The organism is Haloarcula nitratireducens, from assembly GCF_019599505.1.
This window is the reverse complement of sequence record NZ_RKLT01000034.1, coordinates 1-21,874: the sequence shown is the minus strand read 5'-3', so window position 1 is coordinate 21,874 and position 21,874 is coordinate 1. Positions and strand designations below refer to the sequence as shown.

At 57.1% G+C, this 21,874-nt stretch carries 24 protein-coding genes and 2 pseudogenes; 9 read left to right on the top strand and 17 right to left on the bottom strand.

What is annotated here, in order from left to right:
* Nucleotides 1–43 precede the first annotated feature (43 nt).
* The gene (locus EGH23_RS24315) at nucleotides 44–1,042 is read right to left on the bottom strand and encodes a lamin tail domain-containing protein (protein WP_220582575.1); all 999 of its coding nucleotides are present in this window, start codon (nucleotides 1,040–1,042) and stop codon (nucleotides 44–46) included.
* A gap of 820 nt (nucleotides 1,043–1,862) precedes the next feature.
* Between EGH23_RS24315 and EGH23_RS24310 the strand changes: the two genes are divergently transcribed.
* Nucleotides 1,863–2,855: an arsenic resistance protein gene (locus EGH23_RS24310; protein WP_220582574.1), complete on the top strand. Its 993-nt coding sequence runs from the start codon at nucleotides 1,863–1,865 to the stop codon at nucleotides 2,853–2,855.
* A gap of 182 nt (nucleotides 2,856–3,037) precedes the next feature.
* Here EGH23_RS24310 and EGH23_RS24305 read toward each other — a convergent pair whose 3' ends face one another.
* A complete protein-coding gene (locus EGH23_RS24305) occupies nucleotides 3,038–3,403 on the bottom strand; it encodes a winged helix-turn-helix transcriptional regulator (protein WP_220582573.1) in 366 nt (121 codons plus the stop codon).
* A gap of 76 nt (nucleotides 3,404–3,479) precedes the next feature.
* On the opposite strand from EGH23_RS24305, the gene merB reads away from it, so the two are divergent.
* Together merB and EGH23_RS24295 are read left to right on the top strand one after the other, a co-directional pair.
* A complete protein-coding gene (gene merB / locus EGH23_RS24300; protein ID WP_220582572.1) occupies nucleotides 3,480–4,136 on the top strand; it encodes an organomercurial lyase in 657 nt (218 codons plus the stop codon).
* A complete protein-coding gene (locus tag EGH23_RS24295; RefSeq protein ID WP_220582571.1) occupies nucleotides 4,133–4,501 on the top strand; it encodes a DoxX family protein in 369 nt (122 codons plus the stop codon). The genes merB and EGH23_RS24295 overlap by 4 nt, the downstream gene beginning before the upstream one ends.
* Nucleotides 4,502–4,613: 112 nt before the next feature.
* On the opposite strand, the pseudogene EGH23_RS24290 reads toward EGH23_RS24295, so the two are convergent.
* Nucleotides 4,614–4,787: pseudogene (locus EGH23_RS24290) on the bottom strand (PIN domain-containing protein); the annotation flags it as partial.
* 185 nt (nucleotides 4,788–4,972) lie between these two features.
* Between EGH23_RS24290 and EGH23_RS24285 the strand changes: the two are divergent.
* A complete protein-coding gene (locus EGH23_RS24285) occupies nucleotides 4,973–6,229 on the top strand; it encodes a hypothetical protein (protein WP_220582570.1) in 1,257 nt (418 codons plus the stop codon).
* 13 nt (nucleotides 6,230–6,242) lie between these two features.
* On the opposite strand, the gene EGH23_RS24280 is transcribed toward EGH23_RS24285, so the two are convergent.
* From EGH23_RS24280 to EGH23_RS24245, 8 genes are all read right to left on the bottom strand, one after another.
* Complete coding sequence (locus EGH23_RS24280) at nucleotides 6,243–6,905, bottom strand: helix-turn-helix domain-containing protein (RefSeq protein WP_220582569.1); 663 nt, start codon at nucleotides 6,903–6,905, stop codon at nucleotides 6,243–6,245.
* Between the two features lie 759 nt (nucleotides 6,906–7,664).
* Nucleotides 7,665–8,003, bottom strand: coding sequence for a type II toxin-antitoxin system PemK/MazF family toxin (locus tag EGH23_RS24275; RefSeq protein WP_220582568.1), 339 nt, complete (start codon nucleotides 8,001–8,003; stop codon nucleotides 7,665–7,667).
* Nucleotides 8,003–8,362, bottom strand: a complete 360-nt coding sequence (locus tag EGH23_RS24270) for a MarR family transcriptional regulator (protein ID WP_220582567.1) — start codon at nucleotides 8,360–8,362, stop codon at nucleotides 8,003–8,005. The genes EGH23_RS24275 and EGH23_RS24270 overlap by 1 nt, the downstream gene beginning before the upstream one ends.
* Nucleotides 8,363–9,214: 852 nt before the next feature.
* The gene (locus EGH23_RS24265) at nucleotides 9,215–9,967 is read right to left on the bottom strand and encodes an ABC transporter permease (protein ID WP_220582566.1); all 753 of its coding nucleotides are present in this window, start codon (nucleotides 9,965–9,967) and stop codon (nucleotides 9,215–9,217) included.
* Complete coding sequence (locus EGH23_RS24260; protein ID WP_220582565.1) at nucleotides 9,967–10,869, bottom strand: ABC transporter ATP-binding protein; 903 nt, start codon at nucleotides 10,867–10,869, stop codon at nucleotides 9,967–9,969. The genes EGH23_RS24265 and EGH23_RS24260 overlap by 1 nt, the downstream gene beginning before the upstream one ends.
* A 22-nt stretch (nucleotides 10,870–10,891) precedes the next feature.
* Nucleotides 10,892–11,743, bottom strand: a complete 852-nt coding sequence (locus tag EGH23_RS24255; RefSeq protein ID WP_220582564.1) for an ABC transporter permease — start codon at nucleotides 11,741–11,743, stop codon at nucleotides 10,892–10,894.
* Nucleotides 11,740–12,780, bottom strand: a complete 1,041-nt coding sequence (locus EGH23_RS24250) for an ABC transporter substrate-binding protein (protein WP_236045062.1) — start codon at nucleotides 12,778–12,780, stop codon at nucleotides 11,740–11,742. Before EGH23_RS24250 ends, EGH23_RS24255 begins: the two co-directional genes overlap by 4 nt.
* Nucleotides 12,781–13,191: 411 nt before the next feature.
* Nucleotides 13,192–13,428 carry a hypothetical protein gene (locus EGH23_RS24245; RefSeq protein ID WP_220582562.1) on the bottom strand — a complete coding sequence of 79 codons (237 nt, stop codon included), beginning with the start codon at nucleotides 13,426–13,428 and terminating at the stop codon, nucleotides 13,192–13,194.
* A 943-nt stretch (nucleotides 13,429–14,371) separates the two neighbouring features.
* On the opposite strand from EGH23_RS24245, the gene EGH23_RS24240 reads away from it, so the two are divergent.
* Both EGH23_RS24240 and EGH23_RS24235 read left to right on the top strand, forming a co-directional pair.
* The gene (locus EGH23_RS24240; protein WP_220582561.1) at nucleotides 14,372–15,367 is read left to right on the top strand and encodes a DUF7351 domain-containing protein; all 996 of its coding nucleotides are present in this window, start codon (nucleotides 14,372–14,374) and stop codon (nucleotides 15,365–15,367) included.
* Between the two features lie 232 nt (nucleotides 15,368–15,599).
* Entirely contained in the window at nucleotides 15,600–16,142 is a 543-nt protein-coding gene (locus EGH23_RS24235) for a cupin domain-containing protein (protein ID WP_220582560.1), read from the top strand.
* 462 nt (nucleotides 16,143–16,604) lie between these two features.
* Here EGH23_RS24235 and EGH23_RS27420 read toward each other — a convergent pair whose 3' ends face one another.
* Complete coding sequence (locus tag EGH23_RS27420) at nucleotides 16,605–16,808, bottom strand: dodecin family protein (RefSeq protein WP_220582559.1); 204 nt, start codon at nucleotides 16,806–16,808, stop codon at nucleotides 16,605–16,607.
* Between the two features lie 162 nt (nucleotides 16,809–16,970).
* Here EGH23_RS27420 and EGH23_RS24225 point away from each other — a divergent pair, with 162 nt between their 5' ends.
* Complete coding sequence (locus tag EGH23_RS24225; protein WP_220582558.1) at nucleotides 16,971–17,324, top strand: type II toxin-antitoxin system PemK/MazF family toxin; 354 nt, start codon at nucleotides 16,971–16,973, stop codon at nucleotides 17,322–17,324.
* Between the two features lie 272 nt (nucleotides 17,325–17,596).
* On the opposite strand, the gene EGH23_RS24220 is transcribed toward EGH23_RS24225, so the two are convergent.
* The 5 genes from EGH23_RS24220 to EGH23_RS24200 form a co-directional block, all read right to left on the bottom strand.
* Nucleotides 17,597–18,094, bottom strand: coding sequence for a hypothetical protein (locus EGH23_RS24220; RefSeq protein WP_220582557.1), 498 nt, complete (start codon nucleotides 18,092–18,094; stop codon nucleotides 17,597–17,599).
* Between the two features lie 5 nt (nucleotides 18,095–18,099).
* A complete protein-coding gene (locus tag EGH23_RS24215) occupies nucleotides 18,100–18,867 on the bottom strand; it encodes a methyltransferase domain-containing protein (RefSeq protein ID WP_220582556.1) in 768 nt (255 codons plus the stop codon).
* A 15-nt stretch (nucleotides 18,868–18,882) separates the two neighbouring features.
* Nucleotides 18,883–19,488 (bottom strand): OsmC family protein, encoded by a 606-nt coding sequence (locus EGH23_RS24210; RefSeq protein WP_220582555.1) that lies wholly within the window; start codon nucleotides 19,486–19,488, stop codon nucleotides 18,883–18,885.
* A gap of 2 nt (nucleotides 19,489–19,490) precedes the next feature.
* On the bottom strand, nucleotides 19,491–19,664 hold the full coding sequence (locus EGH23_RS24205; RefSeq protein WP_220582554.1) for a DUF1059 domain-containing protein: 174 nt from the start codon (nucleotides 19,662–19,664) through the stop codon (nucleotides 19,491–19,493).
* Nucleotides 19,665–19,938: 274 nt separating this feature from the next.
* Nucleotides 19,939–20,748 (bottom strand): helix-turn-helix transcriptional regulator, encoded by an 810-nt coding sequence (locus tag EGH23_RS24200; protein ID WP_220582553.1) that lies wholly within the window; start codon nucleotides 20,746–20,748, stop codon nucleotides 19,939–19,941.
* A gap of 313 nt (nucleotides 20,749–21,061) precedes the next feature.
* On the opposite strand from EGH23_RS24200, the pseudogene EGH23_RS27415 reads away from it, so the two are divergent.
* Nucleotides 21,062–21,460, top strand: a pseudogene (locus EGH23_RS27415) (HTH domain-containing protein); the annotation flags it as partial.
* The gene (locus EGH23_RS27410) at nucleotides 21,448–21,594 is read left to right on the top strand and encodes an HTH domain-containing protein (RefSeq protein ID WP_425433276.1); all 147 of its coding nucleotides are present in this window, start codon (nucleotides 21,448–21,450) and stop codon (nucleotides 21,592–21,594) included. The pseudogene EGH23_RS27415 and the gene EGH23_RS27410, both read left to right, overlap by 13 nt.
* Nucleotides 21,595–21,874 lie beyond the last annotated feature (280 nt).

Genomic DNA, 21,874 nt, shown 5'->3' with positions numbered 1-21,874 from the left:
CGACGGCGTCCTCCTGCCGCCAAGGCGTCTACAGCAGTCCCACTCAGTACGCTTCTCGTATTATGGCGCGTTCCTCGTCGTCGCTCACAGTTACCTTATCACCCGTGTTCTTCCAGACCGCGCGTTTGGCCCCCCAGTAGAGTCGGTCATCGCTGTCGTCGCCGGATCCGGTGTAGAGAGTCACCGCCTTCCGAGACCCTAGGTGGAACTCCTCGGGGAACTGGTAGGTGTGACCGTCCTCGCTCTGGACGGTCCACCCGGTAAGGTCCAGTATCTCTTCGCCCTCGTTCCGGAAGACGAGGTACTCGTCGTTCTTGTTCCAATGATCGTACCCACGGGCGTCTTCATGTATCTCGTCGACGACGAGCCCGACCGTCAAGTCGGTCTCGGGGGCCGTCCCAGTCGGTGCTGTCCCGGCGGCTACCACCGAAACGTCCGCGTCTACCGCGTCGGTGACACCCAGCTCTTCGCGCTGGACGAATCGGTGGAAATAGCTCTGCTCGCCGCTCGCTTTGGTCTCTTGATAGCGAAACGCGAGCCCTTCCTGGTCGAATTTTGTAAAGAAGTCCTCCCAGGCTATCTCCTCGAGGGACGGGTCAAGTTCCTCCTCGGGAAAGTCGAGTCTGAGCACGCCCACGTCGTCGCCAGCCCCAGTGTCGATGACGTGTGATGGCTTGGCGTCGCGGGCCTCGGCCCACTCGCGGATGCGGTCGTGGCCGGTAGTAGTCATCGTCCGCCCCGGCATCGCGTCGCGACTCACGAAGCGATGGAAATAGCTCTGCTCGCCGTCGCGTTTCTCATCCTGGTAGCGGAACGCGAGTTCCTCCCGGTCGAACTTTGCGAAGAAGTCGTCCCACTCGACGGGCTCGAGGTTCACGTCAGCCTCCGGGAAGTCGATCCGTAAGACGCCGAGGTCGCCTTCGCTGGCCGTGGCGGTAACGTGTGTGGGGGTTGCGCCCCTGGCTTCGACCCACTCGCGAATCTCGTCGTGATCAGTCGTCGTTCGCGTCGTCCAGGGTTGCTGGTCTGTCATATGGCTCATCTGAAAAGGTACGACGACCCCTCGTTTAGTAAGCTAGAGCTTTCTATCGGCCGCGTTCGTCAGAGTGACGGCCACCGATACTACCACCGCTGGTCAGGATCGGATTCGATAGGTGAACCGCTTCGGGGTCAAATGGGTTCGAGAGAGCGCCGCTCTCTCGTCATCACGAGACGGCAAAGCCATCTCGAACGACCCCGAGGCACTCGCCTTGCCTATCTGTAGCTATTTCGCCCGTACTGGCTGGCACTTTATCTCGGTCCCTAGAATTCAATGACGGAAGCGGTGGCACACCCGTCGTGAACCAAAGATTCGGACTGTTCGCTCCGTTCGTGTGACGACCACTCACTCCACTCCTGTACAAACGGGGTCGATCTCGGCTCCCGCAGCTACCAAACAGCAATGCCAGCGGCAGCAAGACACGTGCCACCGCGTCTCTCAGTTTCTCCCGAATACGTTTGACTGTCTAACGAGAGCGTTCTTTTTCAACCCCAGCGGTCAGAGCAGTCTATAGCTTCAGTTGGACGGTCGTGGTGAACTACCAGCGCCTACCCGTCCGAACCTTGGTTCGAGGAACATCTGCTTTCGCCGATTCTGAGTCACCTATCGATGCGAACTTACGACTACCGCGACAAACTGGCTATAGATGAGTGGTTCCGGTATTCTTCGTCGGTCTCGGACTGTGGTTCGCGCTTCACCCAGTGCTGCTGCCAGTATCCCGACGGCTAGCAACGCCTCCGAGACGTTGCTGGACTTGGCTGGGTGCTTCTTGGGACCCTGATCGTCCTCGAAATCACACTTCAGTAACGAGAGTGACTACTCTATGACACGCCTTTCGAAACAGTGGATTCAGCACAATCAGGTCGGAGTGTACGCCATCGCCGTTCTCTTCGCAATCTGGGTCGGCCTCGGACTCCCAAGTGCAGGCTCACTCTTGGAGCTGGTTATCAATCCTGTCTTGGCGGTGTTATTGTACGTAACCTTTCTGGAGATACCGTTTGTCCGGATTCGACGAGCATTCCGGAATAGGCGGTTCATGGCAGCTGCACTCGGAATGAACTTCGTGATCGTTCCAGTCGTCGTGTTCGGCCTCACCCGATTTCTCCCACAGGAGCCGGTGATTCTCGTGGGGGCGTTCATGGTGTTGTTGACGCCGTGTATCGACTACGTCATCACGTTCACGGACCTCGCGGATGGGGACGCTGAGCAGATTACTGCTGCGACGCCGGCACTGATGCTCGTTCAGTTGCTGTTGCTTCCGATGTACCTCTGGCTGTTTATGGGCCAGCAGGTCGCCGAGTTCATCGAGGCCGGACCGTTCATCGAGGCTTTCGTCGTGATCATCGCGCTGCCGTTGACGCTCGCGTGGGCCACTGAACTCTGGGCAGATCGGTCGGAACGTGGCGAACAGTGGCAGGACACGATGGAGTGGTTCCCGGTTCCGATGATGGGGATAACGCTGTTCGTGGTCATCGCTTCACAGTTACCGCGGGTTCAGGACTCGATCGAGCAAATCGCGGCTGTCGTTCCTGTGTACGTGGCATTCCTCGTCATCATGCCGCTGCTCGGACGACTCGCTGCCGGACTGCTCGGGATGGACGTCGGTGAGAGCCGTGCGCTCGTGTTTACGTCCGTAACGCGGAACTCGCTGGTTATCCTGCCGCTGGCACTGGCGTTGCCATCGGAGTATGCACTCGCGCCAGCGGTCGTCGTGACACAGACGCTTGTCGAACTGACTGGAATGGTCGTCCTGACACGAGTTGTCCCGGGATGGCTCCTGCCGGACGCACCGTCCTCGATTCCATCGAACACGTAATCGACGGTTGGGGCAAAATGGCTACTCGTGTGCGTTTCTCCCGTAGGTATCGACACGACGCCGAACAGTACGTTCGTCGGTGTCGGTAACGCCACTCGAAGTCACCTGAAACTTCATCGGGGCGAACCGATTGCTGCGACGCTGTCCGTTGGAATCCGCGGTTTCATCGCTCGCGGTAAGCGCTAGTCGCAGTCGTCCTGTTCCTCAGCCCATTCGAGGAGCGGATCGAGTCGCTCGCGAAGTTCTTCGCCCGTCTCGGTGAGTTCGTACTCGACGCGAGGTGGGATTTCGTTGTACTGTTCGCGGGAGAGCAACCCTGCCTCGACGAGGTTGTCGAGGCGGGTCGACAGCGTGGAACTGCTCACCTCGCCGAACGTCTCTTCGATCTCGCCGTATCTTGCGGGACCGATCGCACCCACGACACAGGTCACTTGCATCGCGTACTGTCGACTGAGAAGGTCCATCACACCGCCCAGTGGACAGTAGCAGTCGATCTCGGCGTTCTGGACGTCTGGCGCGTCAGGGGATGTGTCAGGTGTTTCTGCCATAGCTTTCACGCACCGCACTTGGTTCGTTACTTCGGACTTGACAGTATTAATACTTCGCTATTCAAGGTAATGATGCATGTACGACGAAGACTGCAATTGCGGCGATCTGGCGGTCGACCAGGCACCTGAACAGCCGACGAACGGAGACAATTGGGCTGCGGAGCGGCCGGTGAGGACTGCGCGACTCCCAGATGAGATGGCAGACAACATGGGCCGGTTCTTCGGTGAATCGATCGAGACGTTCGATGACATGATCTCGGCGTTTCGAACCGTGGTTGACGGCGATGGCATCGCCGTTGATGAACTCTGCCACGTCGAGGAGAAAACGCCCCACTCCGCGCAGACGACCGACGAGACGTACTACTTCCGGTGCTTCTACGATGGGATCGCCTTGGCGTATCTCGTGGACGAGCCGGTCGATATCCGGACGGAGACGCCCACGAACGAGGTAATCGAGATACAGGCGTCGCCCGACAGTGAGATCGACGTCGCGCCGTCGGACGCAGTCATGTCCTTCGGCGTGGCTACTGATTACGAGGACCTTGCTGGCGATGAGCTGACTGCTCAAGACGTCTACGGGGCCGTCTGCCCGTACGTGAAGGCGTTTCAGGCTCGTGAAGACTACGAACGATGGGCAGCGGACGCGGCTGCGACCACGGTCGGTATTCCACTTGACGCCGGCATGCCGATCGCTGCTGCGCTGACGGCGTCGCCGATGGAGGTTGCAGAGTGAACCTTGCGAACATCGCCGTCCTCGGCTCGCAAGCTCTTCTCGGCCTCGTCGGCTTGGGAGCAGGGGGTGCGAAGGTCACCCACCAGGATGACCAGATTGAGGCGTTCCAGCGGTATGGGTATCCGCAGTGGGTCCGGATACTGACTGGCGTTCTCGAGCTCGGTGCCGGGATCGGGCTGCTCGTGGGACTACTGTGGCGACCCGAACTCTCAGTAGTGAGTGGCCTTCTCCTTAGCGGGGTCATGGGAGGAGCCATGGTGACGCACCTTCGCATCGGCGACCCTCCATCGAAAACCGCCGTTCCAGCTGTCATCCTCGCTCTCACGGTGGCGTTGCTCGCGTATCGCTACGTCACGCCGCTCTAACGTCCACACATCAGTATCGGCCGTGGTAGCTGCCGGAACGGATATGTAGCAATAGACAGCAGGGAACCTTGTCGATTCTAACTGGACTTTCGCATCTATACTAATGGGGCGTTCAGCGCGTGTCGAACGAATCAATCACTTCACTCGTCGAGTGAGTCTCGACCAGCGCCTGTTCATCGAAATCGGCGTCATCGCTCCAGATGGCTGCATCGCTGGCGAGGGCACACGCGAGATAAAGTACATCGCTGGGGTCGGTGTCGCCGAGTTCCGCTTCTGCCTGCTCCAGCAGCCCTGCAGAACGAGCGATCTCGCTGGTCACAGTGCGAAGGATATCATATTCATTCAATTTGATTTACAGGATTTGCGCCCATAGTGTTAGAATAGCGAATAGATCGTCTCTATCTCACTTTTATTTTGTAAGGGGTGATATCGGCCCACACGCCTTTCTGTACTCATCTCGAAGCGAGGAGAATGCGTCGACGGGATCTACTGGCAGCTAGTGCCGCGGCGGTCGGTCTCGCAGGCTGTACGCTGAGTGGGAATACGACTACGAACACGACTGGCAACTCATCGCCGACGGCATCGGAGACACCACACCACTCCTCTCCACAGCAGACCCAGACAGCATCGTCGACGGTGACCCCAACTCTCGGCGGGAGCCTCAATGGACGCCCTCGCCGCATTAGCGACGACATCGAACTCGTCGAGAAAAGCAACACAACGGTCATTCACGCGTTCCTCGACGTCCGAAAAAAGTACGAACAGGGCATAGATCCACGAGACGATCCGGACATCACGGCGCTCCAGCGTGTGAGTCAGAATACGGGCGTCGACTGTATCATCGCTCTCAAGTGGAATTTTACCGGTAACTTCGGGAATCTGGAGGCGATCCGAGTTCCGTCCGCAGAGTCGTCGTACCGGCAGGCACTGTTCGAATACGCCACAGAGCTGCTCACGGCAATCGGCTCATCGGTGACTACCCTCGTGCTGGGCAACGAACCAATCTGGGAAACCCCTGACGTAGACCTCAAGGGCCAAGACTCGACGCTGCTCTCGTTTACGCGCGACCTGAACAATCATCTTCTGGCCAATTACACTGCCAGCGATCCGCAGGTTCTGGTTGGGGCATTCAACCGCCTCTACGGCGACTACGTCCGCAAGAAGTACGAGCAGTTCTATCAGCAACTCGTCGAGCTGTTCCGAACCGACGCCGATATCGATGGCATCGACCTCCACGTCCACTATAATGGATTCCAGCAAGCCACGACGATGCTCGCCGAGGCTCGCGATGCAGTTCCTGACGGAACGATTACCGTCAGTGAATTCTCACCGGTCTGGCGATACAAACAGTATATAGACGCCACCCTCGACGCGTTCGAGACCGGTAGTGAGTTCGCGGATCGGTACGAGATTGCTCCGGAAACGACGATTACGGAATACTACGAGACCGCGACGGACCACCCGCAATCGCCCCAGGAGATGGCCGACTTTATGGAGGCAATGCCGTGGTACAACGTGAACTTCATCGAAGATATGTACGAGGTACTGGACGAGTACGACGTTCAACTCGGCACAGTGGGATTTCTCCAAGATACAGGATTTCGGCACGCTAACTTACGTGATGACTGGCTCCCGTTCCAGATCAACTATCTCTTCCAACGCGGCGTTATCGACTCCGAAGATGGGGCACATCCTCACTATCTTGCGGAGTACCGCAACCGAACGTGAGTATCATAACGGGCTACAAATTGAATTCAGCGGCTCCAATCAGGACAGTGTCTTCGATGAGCACGTGGGTTCCCCGACGAAGACACTCCGATAAGGCTTGATGCGAGAGATTCATCTCGGCAGCTAACTCGTCGAGTGTCACCTCTCGGGGTACGTCGAAATAGCCTGCGTCGACCGCTGTGATGAGTGCATTGTATTGGATTGATGTGAGACCGTACCGGCCAGACGGGTCGCGATCCATGTTTCGAATTGCATCGATACTGAATGAGAGCCCGTGCTCCGAGCAGAACGTCTTCGTTTTCGAGAGATGTTCTCGGGAAGGATACAGGAGCCGAAGATGCCACGTTTCGCTCTCGCCAACGGCTTCGAGAATCGTTGCGTTCGCGTTTGTCAGCATTTGGAAGAGCAAACCGATTCGGTCGAACCACTGCATGCGATAGAGGAGCTCTTCATCGAAATCTGCTAGCAACTCTAGATCGTCAATTGTCGGGTCCGCTTCACAGGCTGCCTCGAAGTCGTCAGGCTCGACGCCTCGGACCCACAGAAGTGGCATCGCAGCATTCTCCTCTCCTTTGACGATTCGCTCGGCTTCGATTTCGATGTCTGGAAGCGAGGCAAATACGTCGGAGAGTGCAAGTTCACAGGCAGGGATAGTGGCGATGATGAGTGTGACCATGTTAGTTTGGGCGCCCGTTGGTGAGGCTGTAGAGCGTGAGAGGGGCTCGGCCGTTAGTATTGATGAATGAGCGTGCTGTGTGCAACTCGAATCACGGTTTTTTGCTGTCGCTACTTAGGGATATCTGCTCGACACCTTCTTCAGCTGTGAGTGGCTGCGAATGCCCTTCGATGCGGCTCGCATCTGGTGGTCTCATGACTGGGGCTCACTCTATCGCAAGCAATTGGAGTGCTTCGCGGATGTGGACGTTTGCCTCGTCGGGAGTGTCAGCGTCTAAGGCAGCCTCCAGCTTGGCGACGACCGCTGCGTGCTCATCTGCACTGACGGGCGCATCCGTGCTATCATGGTGAGAATGGTCATCGGATGGTGACATGGCTGATGTGACTGTGTTGTAGAACAGTGATTCTGTTTGCTGTGTCCCGCGTGCCGACCACGCGAATGGACTTTGCTACAGTAGTGCACGTCGTCCCCCGTCCATTGGCCCCTTCATCATTGAGGCGCGGTGCAAACACACAATTTGAATGAGTGTTCTCTAATGGATCGTTCTCTGGTGATCGATTATAGCTTGTGGCCGCTTACACAACGAGTAGGTGCATTCTCCCGAGACATTCGAAGGTGACTCCGATGCAATGCACTATTTGTCCCAACGGTGTCAGTGACCCACGACTCACGACCCGGTGACGAGTCGGTCTCATCGGGATTCCCTACTTACGACATTGGACACTTATCTTCCCTCCCTGGCCACTAAGCGACAGGGAGTCACTTGTCGGGAGACGGCGTGTACCGGTGCAGTTCGGAGATCGCCTCACTGATGATGGCTGGTACCAGTCTTCCTTGCCGACGGTCGAAATCTCGGTGTTTAATCGTCGTTGTATACCATGGCGAAATGTAGGCGTCCTTGGCTGACCCACCCTCAAGCCAGTCGGCATCTGCGACAGCGATTGCGCCGGCGTGTTGTTGCGTTGTCATCGCGAGCGCGATACACTCGGTATGGGAGAACGGATGAGAGCTATCGCTGACGATAACCCACGGCCGGTACGACGGGCCAGACTTGTGTGGAGCCGGTCCCCACCAGATGTCGCCTTGCTCATACGGCATTACTCCTGGTCCTCGGCGTCGTCAGCACCGGGACCCCACTCATCGGGATCTTCTGCACCGAGGCGATCGGTCGCGGCCCGAGCGGTGGCCATCGCAGTTAGTGTCTTGTCGACGTCTACATCGTCACTGATCGCCCAGTACTCGCCGCGATGCCGGACGAGGTCACGATCTTCGAGCCGTGAGAGGACAACGCCAATACTTCCGCGTGCGACAGCGGTTGCCTCGTGGATTTCTTTCGGTGTGTATGCCTGATCTGGATGAGTCGCGAGGAAGGCGAGGATTTCTTCAGCATTCGTGCGGCCGCCCGACCGGAGTTCCTCACCGGTTCCCTCCTCGAAGCGGTCGATATCGATGGGCATAATGTGTAATTGATGTCAGTGTGTAAAAGATGTAACGGCCGTCATCGGGTTACTGGGAGGAATTGGATTGGCAGAACAGTCAGTACGGAGGCAGTGGTCGTATCTCCAGAAATATCGCCCAGCAGGAGCTGTAGTCGATTAGTCCGCCACACCTGTTGTGGTCGGAATCGGGACTGGTCGCTCCGTTCGTGTGACGACCACCCACTACACTCCTGCAAGAATGGGGCCGCTCCCGGTTCCTGTAGCTACCAGACAGCCACGGCAGCAGGGCACATGCCGCCGCGTCCATCAACGTCGGTTCTCTGTCGATTCGTTCGTTAGAGCGGGCTCGTCACAGGGTTACCCCGAAGACTCCACCAGAATGGGTATGACGCCGCCGGTCATTGCTTTCCGGTCGCTGTTCTTCAGTAAATCTAAGCCAACGCAGCGTTGTTCAACCAGGCCTTCGGCGGTATCTCTCTCCATCACAAACAACTTAGTCTGTACCCGAACTCATCTGACATATCGCGTCTTGACAATGAGATCATCGCCATCAATCTCAATCAATTTCTCCCAAATCTGCTTGACCGTTTGATGGGGCGGCTCCTTTCTGAGTTCGGTAGTCAGAGTAGTTTTCACACTATAGTTGTTTGAACTACTGTAGGCTAAACCACGATAGTCTGAACTACACTATTTGCGTATTTTAACGTCGCAACGATGCAGCGAGAGGAGATCGATTATCTCTACAGCTTCGACGACGGGTTCGATAGTGTCGCTGCGATCACTCGCCTCACGATACCTAATGCCACGTTTGAACAGTAACCGAGACGCGCTGTGGCGGTAGTGTATCGCTTGCCTATCGAGACAAGTTGATCAGGTGGCTGATTGTAGCCACGGGAGCTGCTGAGCTCCGAGCCAGCGGACCAGGACCGAGGACGTGTACCCCAATACGCCGACTGTGATCATCCCGACAACGACGTTCGGGTACTCGCCCGCGGTAAACGCGTTCCAGATGAAGTATCCGAGGCCGCTACTCGACAAGACTTCCGCCGCAACGAGACTAACCCACGCTAACCCCATCGCGTTGACGAGGCCCGTGTAGATCGAGGGGAGTGCACCGGGGAGTACAACGTGACGAAGGGATTGTGATGCGGAAGCCCCCAACGAGCTGGCGGCCTGTGCGTACTCTTCCTCGACGTCGTGAACCCCCTCGATCGTGTTGAGAAGGATCGGGAAGAATGCGGCGAGGAAGATGATGAACCGCACGATGTTCTCAGGACTGAACAGGATAATCGTCAGTGCCGGGAACCACGCAATCGGCGGGATCGGCCGGAGGACCTCTAGTGAGGGGAAGAGAAGATCTTCGACAAGCTCGCTGCGGCCGATTAACAGCCCCAGTGGAATGCCGACTACGACGGCAATCACGTAGGAGAGATACACCCGGAACGTGCTCAAGGTGACTTCGCTCCAGAAGTACCCACCCGTTGCTGCGTCGACCAACGACGTGAGTACCTGTGGGGGAGTCGGCAGGCTGGGATCGTTGGCGAGGACCATCGTGGCGACCATCCACACCGCGAGCACCGTGAGGAGCGAAACCGACTGTTCGGCGCGCCGGCGGTACTCCATCAGGTCCGTCCCTCCGCTTGCTCCATCGCGCGCTCGGCCTCGTCGTGAATGCTCTCGCTCGCCCGCCGCTGAAGTTCATTGAACCTGTCAGTCGTGACCATATCAGTGTCACGCGGTCGGTCGAGATCCACATCGATGACATCCTTGACTTGGCCAGGACGAGCGGTCATCACGACCACTCGATCCGCAAGCAAGATTGCTTCCTCGACATCATGGGTGATGAACAGGACCGTTCTATCGTCGTCCTCCCAGACGTCGAGCAGCTTCTCCTGCATCAGCTCCTTTGTCATCGCGTCGAGGCCGCTGAACGGTTCGTCCATCAGCATGATGTCGGGATCGTTCGCGAGCAAGCGCGCGAGTTCGGCGCGCTGCTGCATTCCGCCCGAGAGTTCGTGGGGGTACGAATCTTCGAACCCCTCGAGTCCCATCTGATCGAACAACGTCTCGATGCGACTCTCGTCGACCGCGTCGCGCATCTGTGGGCCGAAGCGGACGTTCTCGTTGATAGTCTTCCAGGGGAACAGTCGATTCTCTTGGAAGACCACTCCACGGGAGGGATCTGGCTCATCGACTGGCTCGCCGTTGACTAATACCTCCCCTTCGGTTGGCTCGAGGTAGCCCGCGATACATTCCATCACCGTGCTTTTCCCACAGCCCGAGGGACCGAGGACGGTCACGAACTCTTCGGCTTCGATATGAAGGTCCATCTCGTCGACGGCGGTCAGTTCGCCACTGTCGGTGCCGTACACCTTCGACATGTCTTTGATGTTGACGGTCCCCGCTCCGCTGGAGTCCGTCCACGACCGGAACTCGTCGTCGGTATCCGATTCTGAGCGATCCATGTGGTTCGCCGATTGTTCGTTCGTGTCGGTACGTGCGTCGTCGCTATTGTGTTCACTCATGAAGTAGTCGCTCCTGGAAGGATCATTCTATGTCAGACCACGGGGTGAGTCGTCGGCCGAGCCGTCCAACAAGCGCCGATGACGCGTATCCGAGCGCGCCAACTGCGAGCATTCCGATGACGATCGTCTGCTTGTTTCGGAGCCGCGATCCTCGAATAATGATGTAGCCGAGCCCGGGGCCGCCGGTAACGAGTTCAGCGGCAACGACCGTAATCCAACCGAGCCCAACACCGAGCGCGAGCCCCGTAATAATCGACGGCAGCGTTGCTGGCAGTACCACATGTCGAAAGACGTTCGTCGAGGACGCCCCGAGACTCTCGGCCGCCCGGCGGAATTCTACTTCGACGTTCCGTGCGCCCTCGATCGTGTTCGTGAAGATCGGGAAGAACGCTCCGATGAACACGACGAACAGCGCGGAAAGCGGGAGCGAAACTGACCCGAGCGTGACCGCTGGGAAGACGATGATGGCGATCGGGAGCCACGCGATTGGCGGGATCGGACGGAATGCTTCGAGTGCGGTATACAGGAAGTTCTCCCACCGCCGGCTCGTCCCGACGACCAGCCCGAGCGGGATAGCGAGTATCGCCGCGACGCCGACGCCGATCACGACCCGTGCCGTCGAGTAGAGCGCGTGGAGATAGATGGTGTCGCCCCCCTCGACCAACGGCTGTCCGGCGAGTGCCTCGCCGAACGCGACGAGGGCCATTTCAGGGCTCACGAAGTGTTCGAAGTTGAGCACACCGAACTGATAGAACAGCCACCAGATCGCGAGGAACCCAACGAGTGAGAGAAGCTTCCGGACCCCCCGTGTGGGCGACGGGAGGCTTCCAGTGAACCACTCACCGATGCGTTCGGTCGTTGAACGCGTGCTCATTGGCTGTCTCCCGTGATGGTACCTCCAGCCGAACTGGTGATTGTTTCTGACGGAGTGTCGTTGCTCGACGTGTTACCGGCCGATCGCGGCGACCACTCGACTGCATCATCGAGTTCGGCTGCCGCCTCGTTGAGGACGTCTGGTTTATAGCGGTCGGATGGTGGAGGCGCCTCGAGTGCTCCCTGCTCAGTGAGGAACTGTGGCCCGGTTTCTTTCATTAGTCGGCCCGGTTCTTCTGCCTGCTCGAAGTCGGTCGCGTACTTCAAGCGCTGAACGTTCTCGCCGATCGGCGGGTCTTTGTAGACGCCCCACCGGAGGGACGAGCGATTAAAGTATCGGAGGTCGGATTCCTGAGAGACCAGATCGAGCGTTCGCTCGTGGTCGGTCGCGAGGACCCGCGTTGCTTCGAGTTCGGCCTTCAGGATTGCCTTTGCGGCCTCACGGTGATTGTTGATCAGGTTATCGGTCATCGGTATTCCGCCCGCGTCGATCACGTTGTACTCTGCACCAGTCGAGACGTACCGGGTCAATTCGTCTTGGAATACCGACTTTGCGACGGAGGGCTCCCATCCCAGTCCCGCTGCAATCCGACCTTCGCGTAGATTCGCGAGGATCGTAGAGATACTGGTGTCCTCCATGGTCACGTCGATATCTTCGGCTTCGAGCAGCCGAAGGAGATATCGATGAGTGCACGACCCCTTTGTGACGCCGACGGTTTTGCCCGCAATGTCCGATGTCTCTTCGATCGGGGAGTCACGGGGGACGATAAGAAGATTACACTGCTGGCCCCGCGACCAGTTGGCGAGGCCAACGAGACTGGCCGGTGTCTCGTCTTGAGCGATGGTTGTCAATGCCGGCATATCGCCCATCCAGCCTGCTTGGTTCTTCCCGACGCTCATGCGGTTCCCGACCACCGCCCCTTGAAGCGCGGATTGCCACTCCAGCGAGTAGCCATCGGGAAGATACTTCTGTGGAATATCGCTGTGTTTCATGACGAGGGCCTCCCATGCGTGCGCGGAAAACGGCTGGTACCCCATCGTCAGCGTTTGGTCGTTACCTGTCGCGGCACTGAGACAGCCTGTGAGTAATCCTGTACCTGCGACGGCCGACGTCTGTAAGAATCGTCGGCGCGACGAGCTCGTCGCTCTATTTGCCTTCGGTGAACTATTGTCCATTTTTGTGGAATCTAATCAGTCATTAATCATTGCCCAGTCCCATGCGAACTATCGCTGGCAAGTTGGTGAGTCACAAAATCAACTCACAAGCTGACCCGTTGCACATGCATAGAGCACAAAACTTCGATAACAAGTCAAAAAGCCGCTTCGTGGCTAAGACTGTTGCTTGCATACAAAGCCATCTGATATGGCTCAAAACAGCTTCGTCTTGTGTGGGCTGTTACACCCGTTGTGAACCGAAACTGTAGACTGGTCGCTCCGTTTGGATTCCGACTACTCACTCCTTGTAAGAAGAGGATCGCTCCCGGTTCCTGCATCAAGGTTGTTCAACAACAGCGGCGGCGTAAGGATGCCCTCGAGTAGTACCGATGGCGTTACCACTTCGAGATCCTCGGTAGCTGCAATCAGTTGCATCTGGTCACGAAAGCCGGCCTCATCGATCCACTTTCCAGCACCAATCTCGTGGTACGCGAGTACGACAATCTGGTCGTACTTCGCAGCCAGCGACAATGCATCCGTGACGCGTTCGCGCTCCTCAGCGAAGATCCCCCCACGGTCAACGGCCCCTGGAGTTGCTGCCCATGAGTGTTGCTGCCATCAGTGAGTTAGTATGCGCATACGTTTTCTTAGCTTGGAGAGACACACCAATCGAATCTATGGCTGAGTTTTGTAAGTCCGGTAATCGCCCCGTTTTCATCGAATTTCGCCTTTTGTGCCACGCGATATTCACCGACGGATTCCAATTAGCGTGGTCTTACAACACCTCACATTTGTCGTTCGTACACCGGAACCGCGGTTGGTGACTCTTCCATCCGTCACGGATGCACCAGCCGTCACTTATTTCAGGAAGTCTTTGGAACCTCATGTGCTAAATGGGCATCTTTGACACACTATTCGTACCGCTCACGGATAACGCACCCACTGAGACGGAGTCCGACGAGAGATTCGAATACCGGTGTGTATCGTGTGAGAATACCTTTTCTAAATCAAAGATGCAGATGACTCGTGTTACCTGCCCGGAGTGTGAAAGCCCTGACGTACGGTCAGTTGATTAAAAGTATCCGAGATACCATTAACGTACAATGCCCTCGAAACACCTACGCTATCGTTATCAGTACTGTCTGGACTGTTTGCATAAAATAGAGATTCGTCCTGAGGAACACCCGGTTACCGTGTGTTCCGAGTGCGGCGGAGACCTACTATAGGCGGAGTCAGCTGAGCGCCTTGGAGCGGTCTGAGACAGCTCCACTAGTTTCAATTCGACAGAGCCTTTTTGATCTAAGATCGTAGCGAGCATAATAGATTTTCAACAGAATCGGTCCGTCACAGCCGTTGTTTCATCTCCAACACGTGGACGTGGGGCGTTCGTACACTCGGTATCGTGTGTCTCGCTATCGCCGTGGCCATCGCCTACCAAACATACGCTTAATGCGCTAGAGTGTGTATTGATAGCATGGAACAAACACGGTTCACTCCTGACCTCGAACTGGACGGGCTTTCCCCAGACGAGGTTTTCTCCATTCTGGGAAACGAAATTCGGTTAGATATCATCCGAATACTCTGGCAGGCAGGTGCTACCTACGAATACGACGACGGTTCTGATACCCTTGAGACGGTGTCGTATTCCGAACTGCAAAACGAGGTCGGTGTCGACGATAACGGGAAGTTCAACTACCACCTCTCGGAACTCGCTCCTCACTTCGTCCGCCGAACTGACGACGGCTACCGGTTGAGCAGTGCAGGTAAGCAGATCGCCAGAACGGTGATAGCCGTTTCTGGCGCGGGAAGCCTCGACTTTTCTCAAGAACTCGATGAGCAGTGCCCGTTATGCGGGGCTACCGTTGTAGTCACCTACGAGGATCAGTGGCTGCGAGTCACGTGTACTGAGTGTTACGGATTGTTCGGCGATCAGGCGCCGGTCGGGACGCTCTTCCTGACGAACTACCCGCCAACAGGCCTGACGACTCGTGACTCCGAGCAAGCACTCGCAGCTGGACTCTATCGGTGTGCCCTGGACATAACGTATCTGATGTACGACATTTGTCGTGAGTGTGCGGGGCAAATATCGGCGTCAGTCACAGTTTGTGACATGCACGAAACTGAGGACGGTCAGCCCTGCGACACCTGTGAAACACCATTCCCGGTCTGGGCGGACATGAAGTGTGATACCTGTGGGTTCGCCAAGCGGTTACCGGTCGAGATGTACGCGACCGGCCTTCTCCTGGCGACCGAATTGACCAGCAATCCTGAGATGGACCTCAATTCATTCGCGGTCGACGAGGCCATCGAACTGCTTCAGAACTGCGTCGAGACCTCGATCTCGACGGAGCCTCTCCGCGTATCGCTCTGTATCGATCTCGAGACGATGGTGTTTATTCTCACACTGAACGACAAGATGGACATTATCGAGTTCGACCGGAAGTCGCGGGCCGACACCGTTTTCTCGTGATTCGGATACGTCTCGGTCTGGTAAGAGAAATATTGTTCTCCTAACACATTTGTTCGGTAGCGACGTTACCACTAGCTGTGCGTATCAGCGCACGAGCCGACAATGTGGCGTCCGTCACGTGGCGGGGCGAAGGCAATATCGAGATGGCGGAATGGACGTCCGTGGAGAGAACTAATGACAGTGACAAACGAGCTGACCCCGACCAGCGAGGGAGTATAATGGGAGTTGTTCCATGACAATGACAGATCGCGGTAACTATGACAGCGTCCTCGATTGGGACGGTTTCCCTGGCCGCTGGGAGATCACGCGTTCGACAGCGGACACGGACGGCGAACTGTTGGAAATGCGATTCGAGATCGAAACCGTCCCCGAGGACGGTCCGTTCGTCCACACCCATCCACACGCCGAAGAGCGCTATGAAGTGGTTTCAGGTGTGCTGGAAGTATACGTGGACGGAAAATGGATGGATGTCTCCGCTGGTGAGGAACACGTCGTTCCTCCAGGGACACCGCATACGTTCAGGAACAAGACGCCGGTCGAGATTATCAATATCCACGAACCCGCACTACAACACGAGGAGTTCTTTCGAAGATTCCATCGGCTCGTCACGGAGCGAGGAGTCTCCTTGCCGCCGGAGGGCTTCAAAGATATCGTGCTGTTAGCGATGCTGACGACGGAACACGAGGAAGATATCTACGCGGTCAGCCCCCCGCACTGGGTCTTCCGGATCCTGACTGTCCTCGGACGTATACTAGGATACCGTCTCCCTGACTAACCGATACTGTCGATGATGCGATAGTCACGCAGTCCTCCGGTCTTGGGTGTCCTGGATGGTCGCATAGGGCTCGTGGGCTTCGTCGGTCAGGCCACTATATTCGATGAGACCAGCGCACCAGAGACAGACTGTGAAAGAGAGAGGCATGCCCGCCGAATCGTACGTTGACCGATAGACCAGGGTTTCGTCGCTACAGTAGGGGCATGCCATGAGCTCCGCGCCCTGAGCGCGCATCTCTTTCCCTACCCCGTGGGAAAGTTTGTACCACCGAACCAGCGTGCGCACCAGAGCCATCGTACATCAAACTCGGTCGCAGGCCTCCGTAGCTCTTTGGCTATTGGTACCACTACACAGGCGACTCTGGGAGGCTCTCCCCAAGAGAATTCGTGGCGATCCTCTCGGTCCCGAAATCGAAGTCGGGCAACACCACCCGGTCCGCGCTTCTCGAGGCCAGATGTGTGTTTACTCTTCGACTTCAAACCCAATTTTCACTTTTGTCTTGAATTGAGGGTCCTCCGGCGAGTCGAGTTGAACGGATTGATCTTGGACAACCGCCCATTGGATATTCTCGACAGTCGTCTCAGTACGATTGACGGCGTTCAATGCGGCATCTTCCCATGACTCAGTGCTAGTTGCTGTAACAGTGACTTCTTTGTGGACTGTCATTCCGCTAAGAGCTACGACCCAGAGTGTGTTAACTATTCCCATGGGTGGGTCTAGTCGTCTGTTGCACAGTCTGTAGAGTCCTGGAACAGGATTCGAGAGATATGTTCTCTGTATCGAGCGACTACTGGTATCTCTCTCAGAGGGTGCCTCTCAAACCGAATAGTGACCAAGGCGGCGGCATCGCCAATTTTCGAGCGCGGAGATGTCGTCTACGGTGATGACCCGTTCAAGGGTGACGAAAACGCCCGACCGTGGCTCATTCTCTCGAACCACGACGGGCGTCCGTTCCACGGCGAGCAGTATATCGTGGTGACGCTCACAACGAAATCCTGGATGGACGGGCTCATCGACATATCCGAGGAGCGATGGCTTCGCGGTGGGACGCCAGACGACAGTCGGATCGTTCCGTGGGGAGTCCAATCAATCGACCACGAGGACATCGATTTCTGGCAGGGCCGTCTAGAAAGCACTCTCGTCGACGAAGCGGTCGCTGCGCTTGCCGAAGAACTACAGTGACCAGTTTTTCGGCAACCTTCGGTTTGGAGATCTCCCCATAAGAATACCTGTTCAGTACATCCGCGAACTATCGATGAGCTGTCGCCAAGGTTAGTTGGCACTGATCACTTCTAATCCCCAGTATACGATACCAGCGACCCCACCGAAGCCGAGCAAGTAAATGACAACTCGGAGTACGTATTCGAGAACGGTGATCTCGTGGACAGCGCCGCCGTGTAACACGACAGTTGAGAGCGGGCGCACCCATACGGCGGCTAGAGTGCGGACCACAGCTACGTCGTGTTCAAGCCACGGTACGCCATGACGACACCCCCGACGAAGACAATCGTCGCTAGGTAGATCGGGCCGAGATGCGTTATCCAATCGTGGCTGAACGCATCTGCTGTGTAGTGCATCGGTAACGCGAGCGCGAGACCGACGACAGCAGCGACGACCGCCGTCGCCCACGCCCAGGTAAGTCGCTGGCGGACACCATACCACGACAGGGCGGTAACCGCGATACCCGTCGAGATGATGAACGCGGCAGTGGCGACGTGCAGGTGGCTAATGTAGTACGCTACCGTCGGGCTCAGATCGGCTTTCGTCATTCCGTCGAGCGTACTGACGCCGAGTTCGAACCCGCTGCCGACGAAGTTCAACACGAGGAAGACGAGCCCGTAGCCGATGAACGCGACGCCGGCGAGCGCCATCAGCAACGAGCCGTTCCGGAGTTGCGACCCGAGTTCGGTCTGTTCTTGCTGTTCGTCTGCGATGGATTGTTGGGTTGCCATAGTAATCACGTGTGAGCACCAAGCGAGATGCTCTTCACGCCGTACTTCTGACAGGCGTTTGCTGCCTGCTCCGAAATGAACGCATACTGTGTGTTGTCCCGGACATCATCTACGTCGAATCCGGTCGCTTCGATGAGCGTCGTATAGCGGTCGATCTGTTCGGCCCCACCGATACAGGCCGCCCACAGATCCTCATTCTTCTTGACACTCTCGGGCATCAGTTTCTCGCTGATGATGTCCGAGATAGCGAGCCGCCCTCCACTGGTGAGGACGTGCTTGGCCTCCGTGAACACCTGCTGTTTGTCCGGCGAGAGGTTGATGACCCCGTTCGAGAGGAGGACGTCGAACGCCCCGTCGTCAAAGGGGAGATCTTCGATGTAGCCCCGCTCGAAGGAGACGTTCTCTATCCCCGCCTCATCGCGCAGCTGTCGCGCCTTCGCGAGTTGCTCGTCGGTCATGTCGAGACCGGTCACGCTTCCGGTGTCGCCGACGTGTCTCGCCGCGACGAAGACGTCTGTCCCGGACCCGCTGCCGAGGTCAAGGACATCGTCTCCCGCTTCGAGGGCGGCGAAATCGAAGTGGTAGCCGACGCCGGCGAAGGACTCTAGTGCCTCTTCTGGGAGCCGGTCCAGATCGTCCGCTGGGTAACCGAGCTGTGCCGCCAGGGAGCGCCCCATCTCGAAGTGGTACTCCTCGGTCGGCGCCTCGGCAACATCCCGGTAGACACTCTTGACGGCTCGTTCGAGGCGGTCGACATCGAGTGACTCTTGCATTCGTCGTCACCTCGATTAATCGTCGGCCGCCATCTCAGTCGGGGTGGTCACCGTGAGCTGGACGTCTTGGGCGAGCGAGACGAGCGTATACACCGGTGCACGCCGTGCCCACTCGTCGATCTGGTCTTTATCGAGATCGGGGCTCTCGATCTCGACTTCAGCGGTCAGGTTCTCGAAGACAGTGTCTGCTTCTCCGAGGTCCTTGAGGCTGAAGAGGACGCGCGGATCGAACTCAGTTCGGACGCGAGTCTGAAGATACTCGATATCGACGCCGCTCGCGACGGCGTTGACGGTGATGCCGACGTTGATGCACGAAGCCAGCGCGGAGAGCGCTGCTTCGATTGGCTCAAGTCGGTCGGTGCCACCAATCCAGCCGCCCGCGTCTAACACTTCCTTCCACGCGCCGTATGGGATCGTGTACTCGCGGGTCTCGCGTGCGATCGTCTCGCCGCCAAGTTCGTAGCTGTCGACCTTCGCAAGGCTGTGTGCGCACGTCCCTTCGTAGGTCGACCGGGCACCGAGTCCGAGCTGTACCTCGTCGGGGTTTTCGCCCGCGAACTTAGCGAATTCTTCGAGTGTCTCGAGGTCCACTCCATGGTGGCTCTGCTGGTCAGTCGCCATCGTTACACGACTTGGAGGTGGTCCGTCCGAAGTTCGTCGTCGGTGTAGTCTTTCCCGTGCACCTCTTTCATGTGATCTCTAGCCAGTTCGATCGCTTCAGCTTCGTTCTCTGACTGAATGATGAATCGGCAATCGGCCGCTGCCGATTCGCAGTCGAGTTTGTGTGCTTGTGCCATGGTCGTTCGGTTGCCTTCCGGCAGGAGTTGATAGGGCCCTAACTGTTAGATAGCTAACTATTGACACACTGGCGCTTGTTGACAGTGTGTTCAGGCCATGACGACTTCGCAATGGCTGCCGCCCGTGCAGACGATGCCCAATCGTCACTAGGTGAAAAAAGAGACCCAGACGCCGAGTGATTCGATTCCATAGCTTCCCCCAACACGCGGGCAGTCGTTCGGTACTACAGCGAATCGCTTCGATGGCGTCGCTCAGTTGCCACAGGCCGTCTCTTCAATTCTCGACCGTTTCGAGCGGAATCGTCGGGGTCTGGCGTCGGTAGAAGTCGTACTTCGATTCTGCCCACTCACGGGCGTCTGCCGAGTCAGTGTCGAGCAACACGCGGACTGAGACGCTCTCGGAATCGTGGCCACAAATCGCGATCCGGTCGTCGAAGATTCCGATCCCGTACGGCGGGAGTTCGTCGTGTAACCGCATGGTGAGATTGCCACTCGCCAGGGTCTCGGTAAGCAGCTCCGGGTAGGTCGACCGATAATACGAAGCGACGCTCGGGGGATGAATGATCTCCGTTTCCATCCCATCGATGACTCGCTCGCAAAGTTCCTCTCGGTTGGGCTCGAAAATCGCGATATCGGTCCCGACGAACCGGAATCGGTCAGTGTCCTCGATAAGCGTGAGGAACCGGTTGACGGGCGCGTACGGGTTGTCGGCTTCAGCGACGGTCACGACCGCATCAGCACACATCTCGATTGAGAACCCGCTTTCCGCATCAGGCAACCATGGCCAGACATCGCGGACTTTCCGCTCGATTTCGACCCGCTCGATGAGTTCAGCGACGGCGGATGCGATATACGCGCCCAGCGGCGTTACCTCGTACTGGTATTCCTTCCTGCGGATCCAGTTGCGGTCTTCGAACTCCCTCAGCGTTCGTCGAATCGTCGACGATGAGACGCTAGTCAGCTCCCAGAGTTCAGAGCGGCTTCGCGGACGCACGGTCAACGCCACGAGTGTTGGCGCGCGGTGTTCGGATCGTGCGAGATATGCGATATCGGCAATCGCCGATTCTTTGTTATTGTTTGCCATGGTAGAAGTACGCGCGGATTTACAATAATCATTCGTTCTGTGGAGAGCGGACTGCCCGTGACCTACTCCGCTCCCGATCTGCAGAGAATTCTAGATAGCTCTAGGTTACCTTTCTAACCCGCTAACCATCAGGAACAAATGTACATGTTCCACGCAATGGGATTTGCTGAACCACCGGACAAGCCGACGAAAGGATTCTGCGGGAGCCATTCGACGAACGGACGACAGTGGGCGGGAGTACTCGAGACAAGCAACTGCCAGCCGCGGAGTCCAGCAAAACAGACAGGACTAGATTATCACCACGGAGACACCTATGACGAGTTCTAGTGAGGACCAGTCGAACGGAATCGAGACAGCGCCAAAAGAACAGTCGAACCCGATCGAGACGGGGACTAGCGTCGAACTCTGGATACGAGCGGAGACGCCATACTGTGTCCACGACGTTCAGGAGAGGACGTACGAGCGATTACAGTCCCTACAGGAAGCCGGTCGCATCGCTTCGGTGACCAGTCATCTGTGGAACCCCATCGAGACGACGCCCCAAAAGATGTCTCAAGAACACACGGCAGTCACTCGTGAACGAATAGCTGAATTCGAGGCTTGGGCAAACGAACACGGCTATTCGCTTCACCCGGGTTTCAAGACACGAACCAATAGGTCGATGTTTGCTGAAGAGGAACGAGAAGTTCTGGTCCCCCAATGCTGTGTCTCGCAGTTTATGAACACGACGAGCTTGGGACTGTATTTCCGTACACTGACGGCGAGTGTACCTATACAGTCGGCGACGGTCTCAGCCGGCTCGAAACAGAGCCCGAAGACCTCACCGCTGGGGGTGTGACAGCGTGAGCAGCGCCACCGCTGGAAGGCAACAGAGCGAACGCGGCAGTAGGTCACTGGCTACTTGGATAGTCAACTGTCCCCTGATGGGTGATCGGGGTGAGTAATCGTAATTCGCTCTCACCACGTGTTCGAATCCTCGAAGCGGCACACCATCTGAATGCTGCCCAATTAGCATTGAGTGGTGAAGACGACGAACTAGCTGCTTTGGTGGCCGAGATTTGCCGTGAGGTCGATACAGTTGGCGAGATGGTAGAAGCGACACAGGACGGCACGTCAAATCAGTGGC

Excerpts from the sequence above, each read along its gene's own strand:
- EGH23_RS24275 (WP_220582568.1), bottom strand. The coding sequence starts at position 8,003 with ATGCCGTATGAGCAAGGCGACATCTGGTGGGGACCGGCTCCACACAAG.
- EGH23_RS24205 (WP_220582554.1), bottom strand. The coding sequence starts at position 19,664 with ATGGCACAAGCACACAAACTCGACTGCGAATCGGCAGCGGCCGATTGC.
- merB (WP_220582572.1), top strand. The coding sequence starts at position 3,480 with ATGTACGACGAAGACTGCAATTGCGGCGATCTGGCGGTCGACCAGGCA.
- EGH23_RS24250 (WP_236045062.1), bottom strand. The coding sequence starts at position 12,780 with ATGGGGTACCAGCCGTTTTCCGCGCACGCATGGGAGGCCCTCGTCATG.
- EGH23_RS24260 (WP_220582565.1), bottom strand. The coding sequence starts at position 10,869 with ATGAGTGAACACAATAGCGACGACGCACGTACCGACACGAACGAACAA.
- EGH23_RS24210 (WP_220582555.1), bottom strand. The coding sequence starts at position 19,488 with ATGGCGACTGACCAGCAGAGCCACCATGGAGTGGACCTCGAGACACTC.
- EGH23_RS24270 (WP_220582567.1), bottom strand. The coding sequence starts at position 8,362 with ATGCCCATCGATATCGACCGCTTCGAGGAGGGAACCGGTGAGGAACTC.
- EGH23_RS27410 (WP_425433276.1), top strand. The coding sequence starts at position 21,448 with ATGCTGTGTCTCGCAGTTTATGAACACGACGAGCTTGGGACTGTATTT.
- EGH23_RS24315 (WP_220582575.1), bottom strand. The coding sequence starts at position 1,042 with ATGAGCCATATGACAGACCAGCAACCCTGGACGACGCGAACGACGACT.
- EGH23_RS24310 (WP_220582574.1), top strand. The coding sequence starts at position 1,863 with ATGACACGCCTTTCGAAACAGTGGATTCAGCACAATCAGGTCGGAGTG.
- EGH23_RS27420 (WP_220582559.1), bottom strand. The coding sequence starts at position 16,808 with ATGACAGTCCACAAAGAAGTCACTGTTACAGCAACTAGCACTGAGTCA.
- EGH23_RS24255 (WP_220582564.1), bottom strand. The coding sequence starts at position 11,743 with ATGAGCACGCGTTCAACGACCGAACGCATCGGTGAGTGGTTCACTGGA.
- EGH23_RS24265 (WP_220582566.1), bottom strand. The coding sequence starts at position 9,967 with ATGGAGTACCGCCGGCGCGCCGAACAGTCGGTTTCGCTCCTCACGGTG.
- EGH23_RS24215 (WP_220582556.1), bottom strand. The coding sequence starts at position 18,867 with ATGCAAGAGTCACTCGATGTCGACCGCCTCGAACGAGCCGTCAAGAGT.
- EGH23_RS24305 (WP_220582573.1), bottom strand. The coding sequence starts at position 3,403 with ATGGCAGAAACACCTGACACATCCCCTGACGCGCCAGACGTCCAGAAC.
- EGH23_RS24200 (WP_220582553.1), bottom strand. The coding sequence starts at position 20,748 with ATGGCAAACAATAACAAAGAATCGGCGATTGCCGATATCGCATATCTC.
- EGH23_RS24280 (WP_220582569.1), bottom strand. The coding sequence starts at position 6,905 with ATGGTCACACTCATCATCGCCACTATCCCTGCCTGTGAACTTGCACTC.
- EGH23_RS24285 (WP_220582570.1), top strand. The coding sequence starts at position 4,973 with ATGCGTCGACGGGATCTACTGGCAGCTAGTGCCGCGGCGGTCGGTCTC.
- EGH23_RS24235 (WP_220582560.1), top strand. The coding sequence starts at position 15,600 with ATGACAATGACAGATCGCGGTAACTATGACAGCGTCCTCGATTGGGAC.
- EGH23_RS24220 (WP_220582557.1), bottom strand. The coding sequence starts at position 18,094 with ATGGCAACCCAACAATCCATCGCAGACGAACAGCAAGAACAGACCGAA.
- EGH23_RS24240 (WP_220582561.1), top strand. The coding sequence starts at position 14,372 with ATGGAACAAACACGGTTCACTCCTGACCTCGAACTGGACGGGCTTTCC.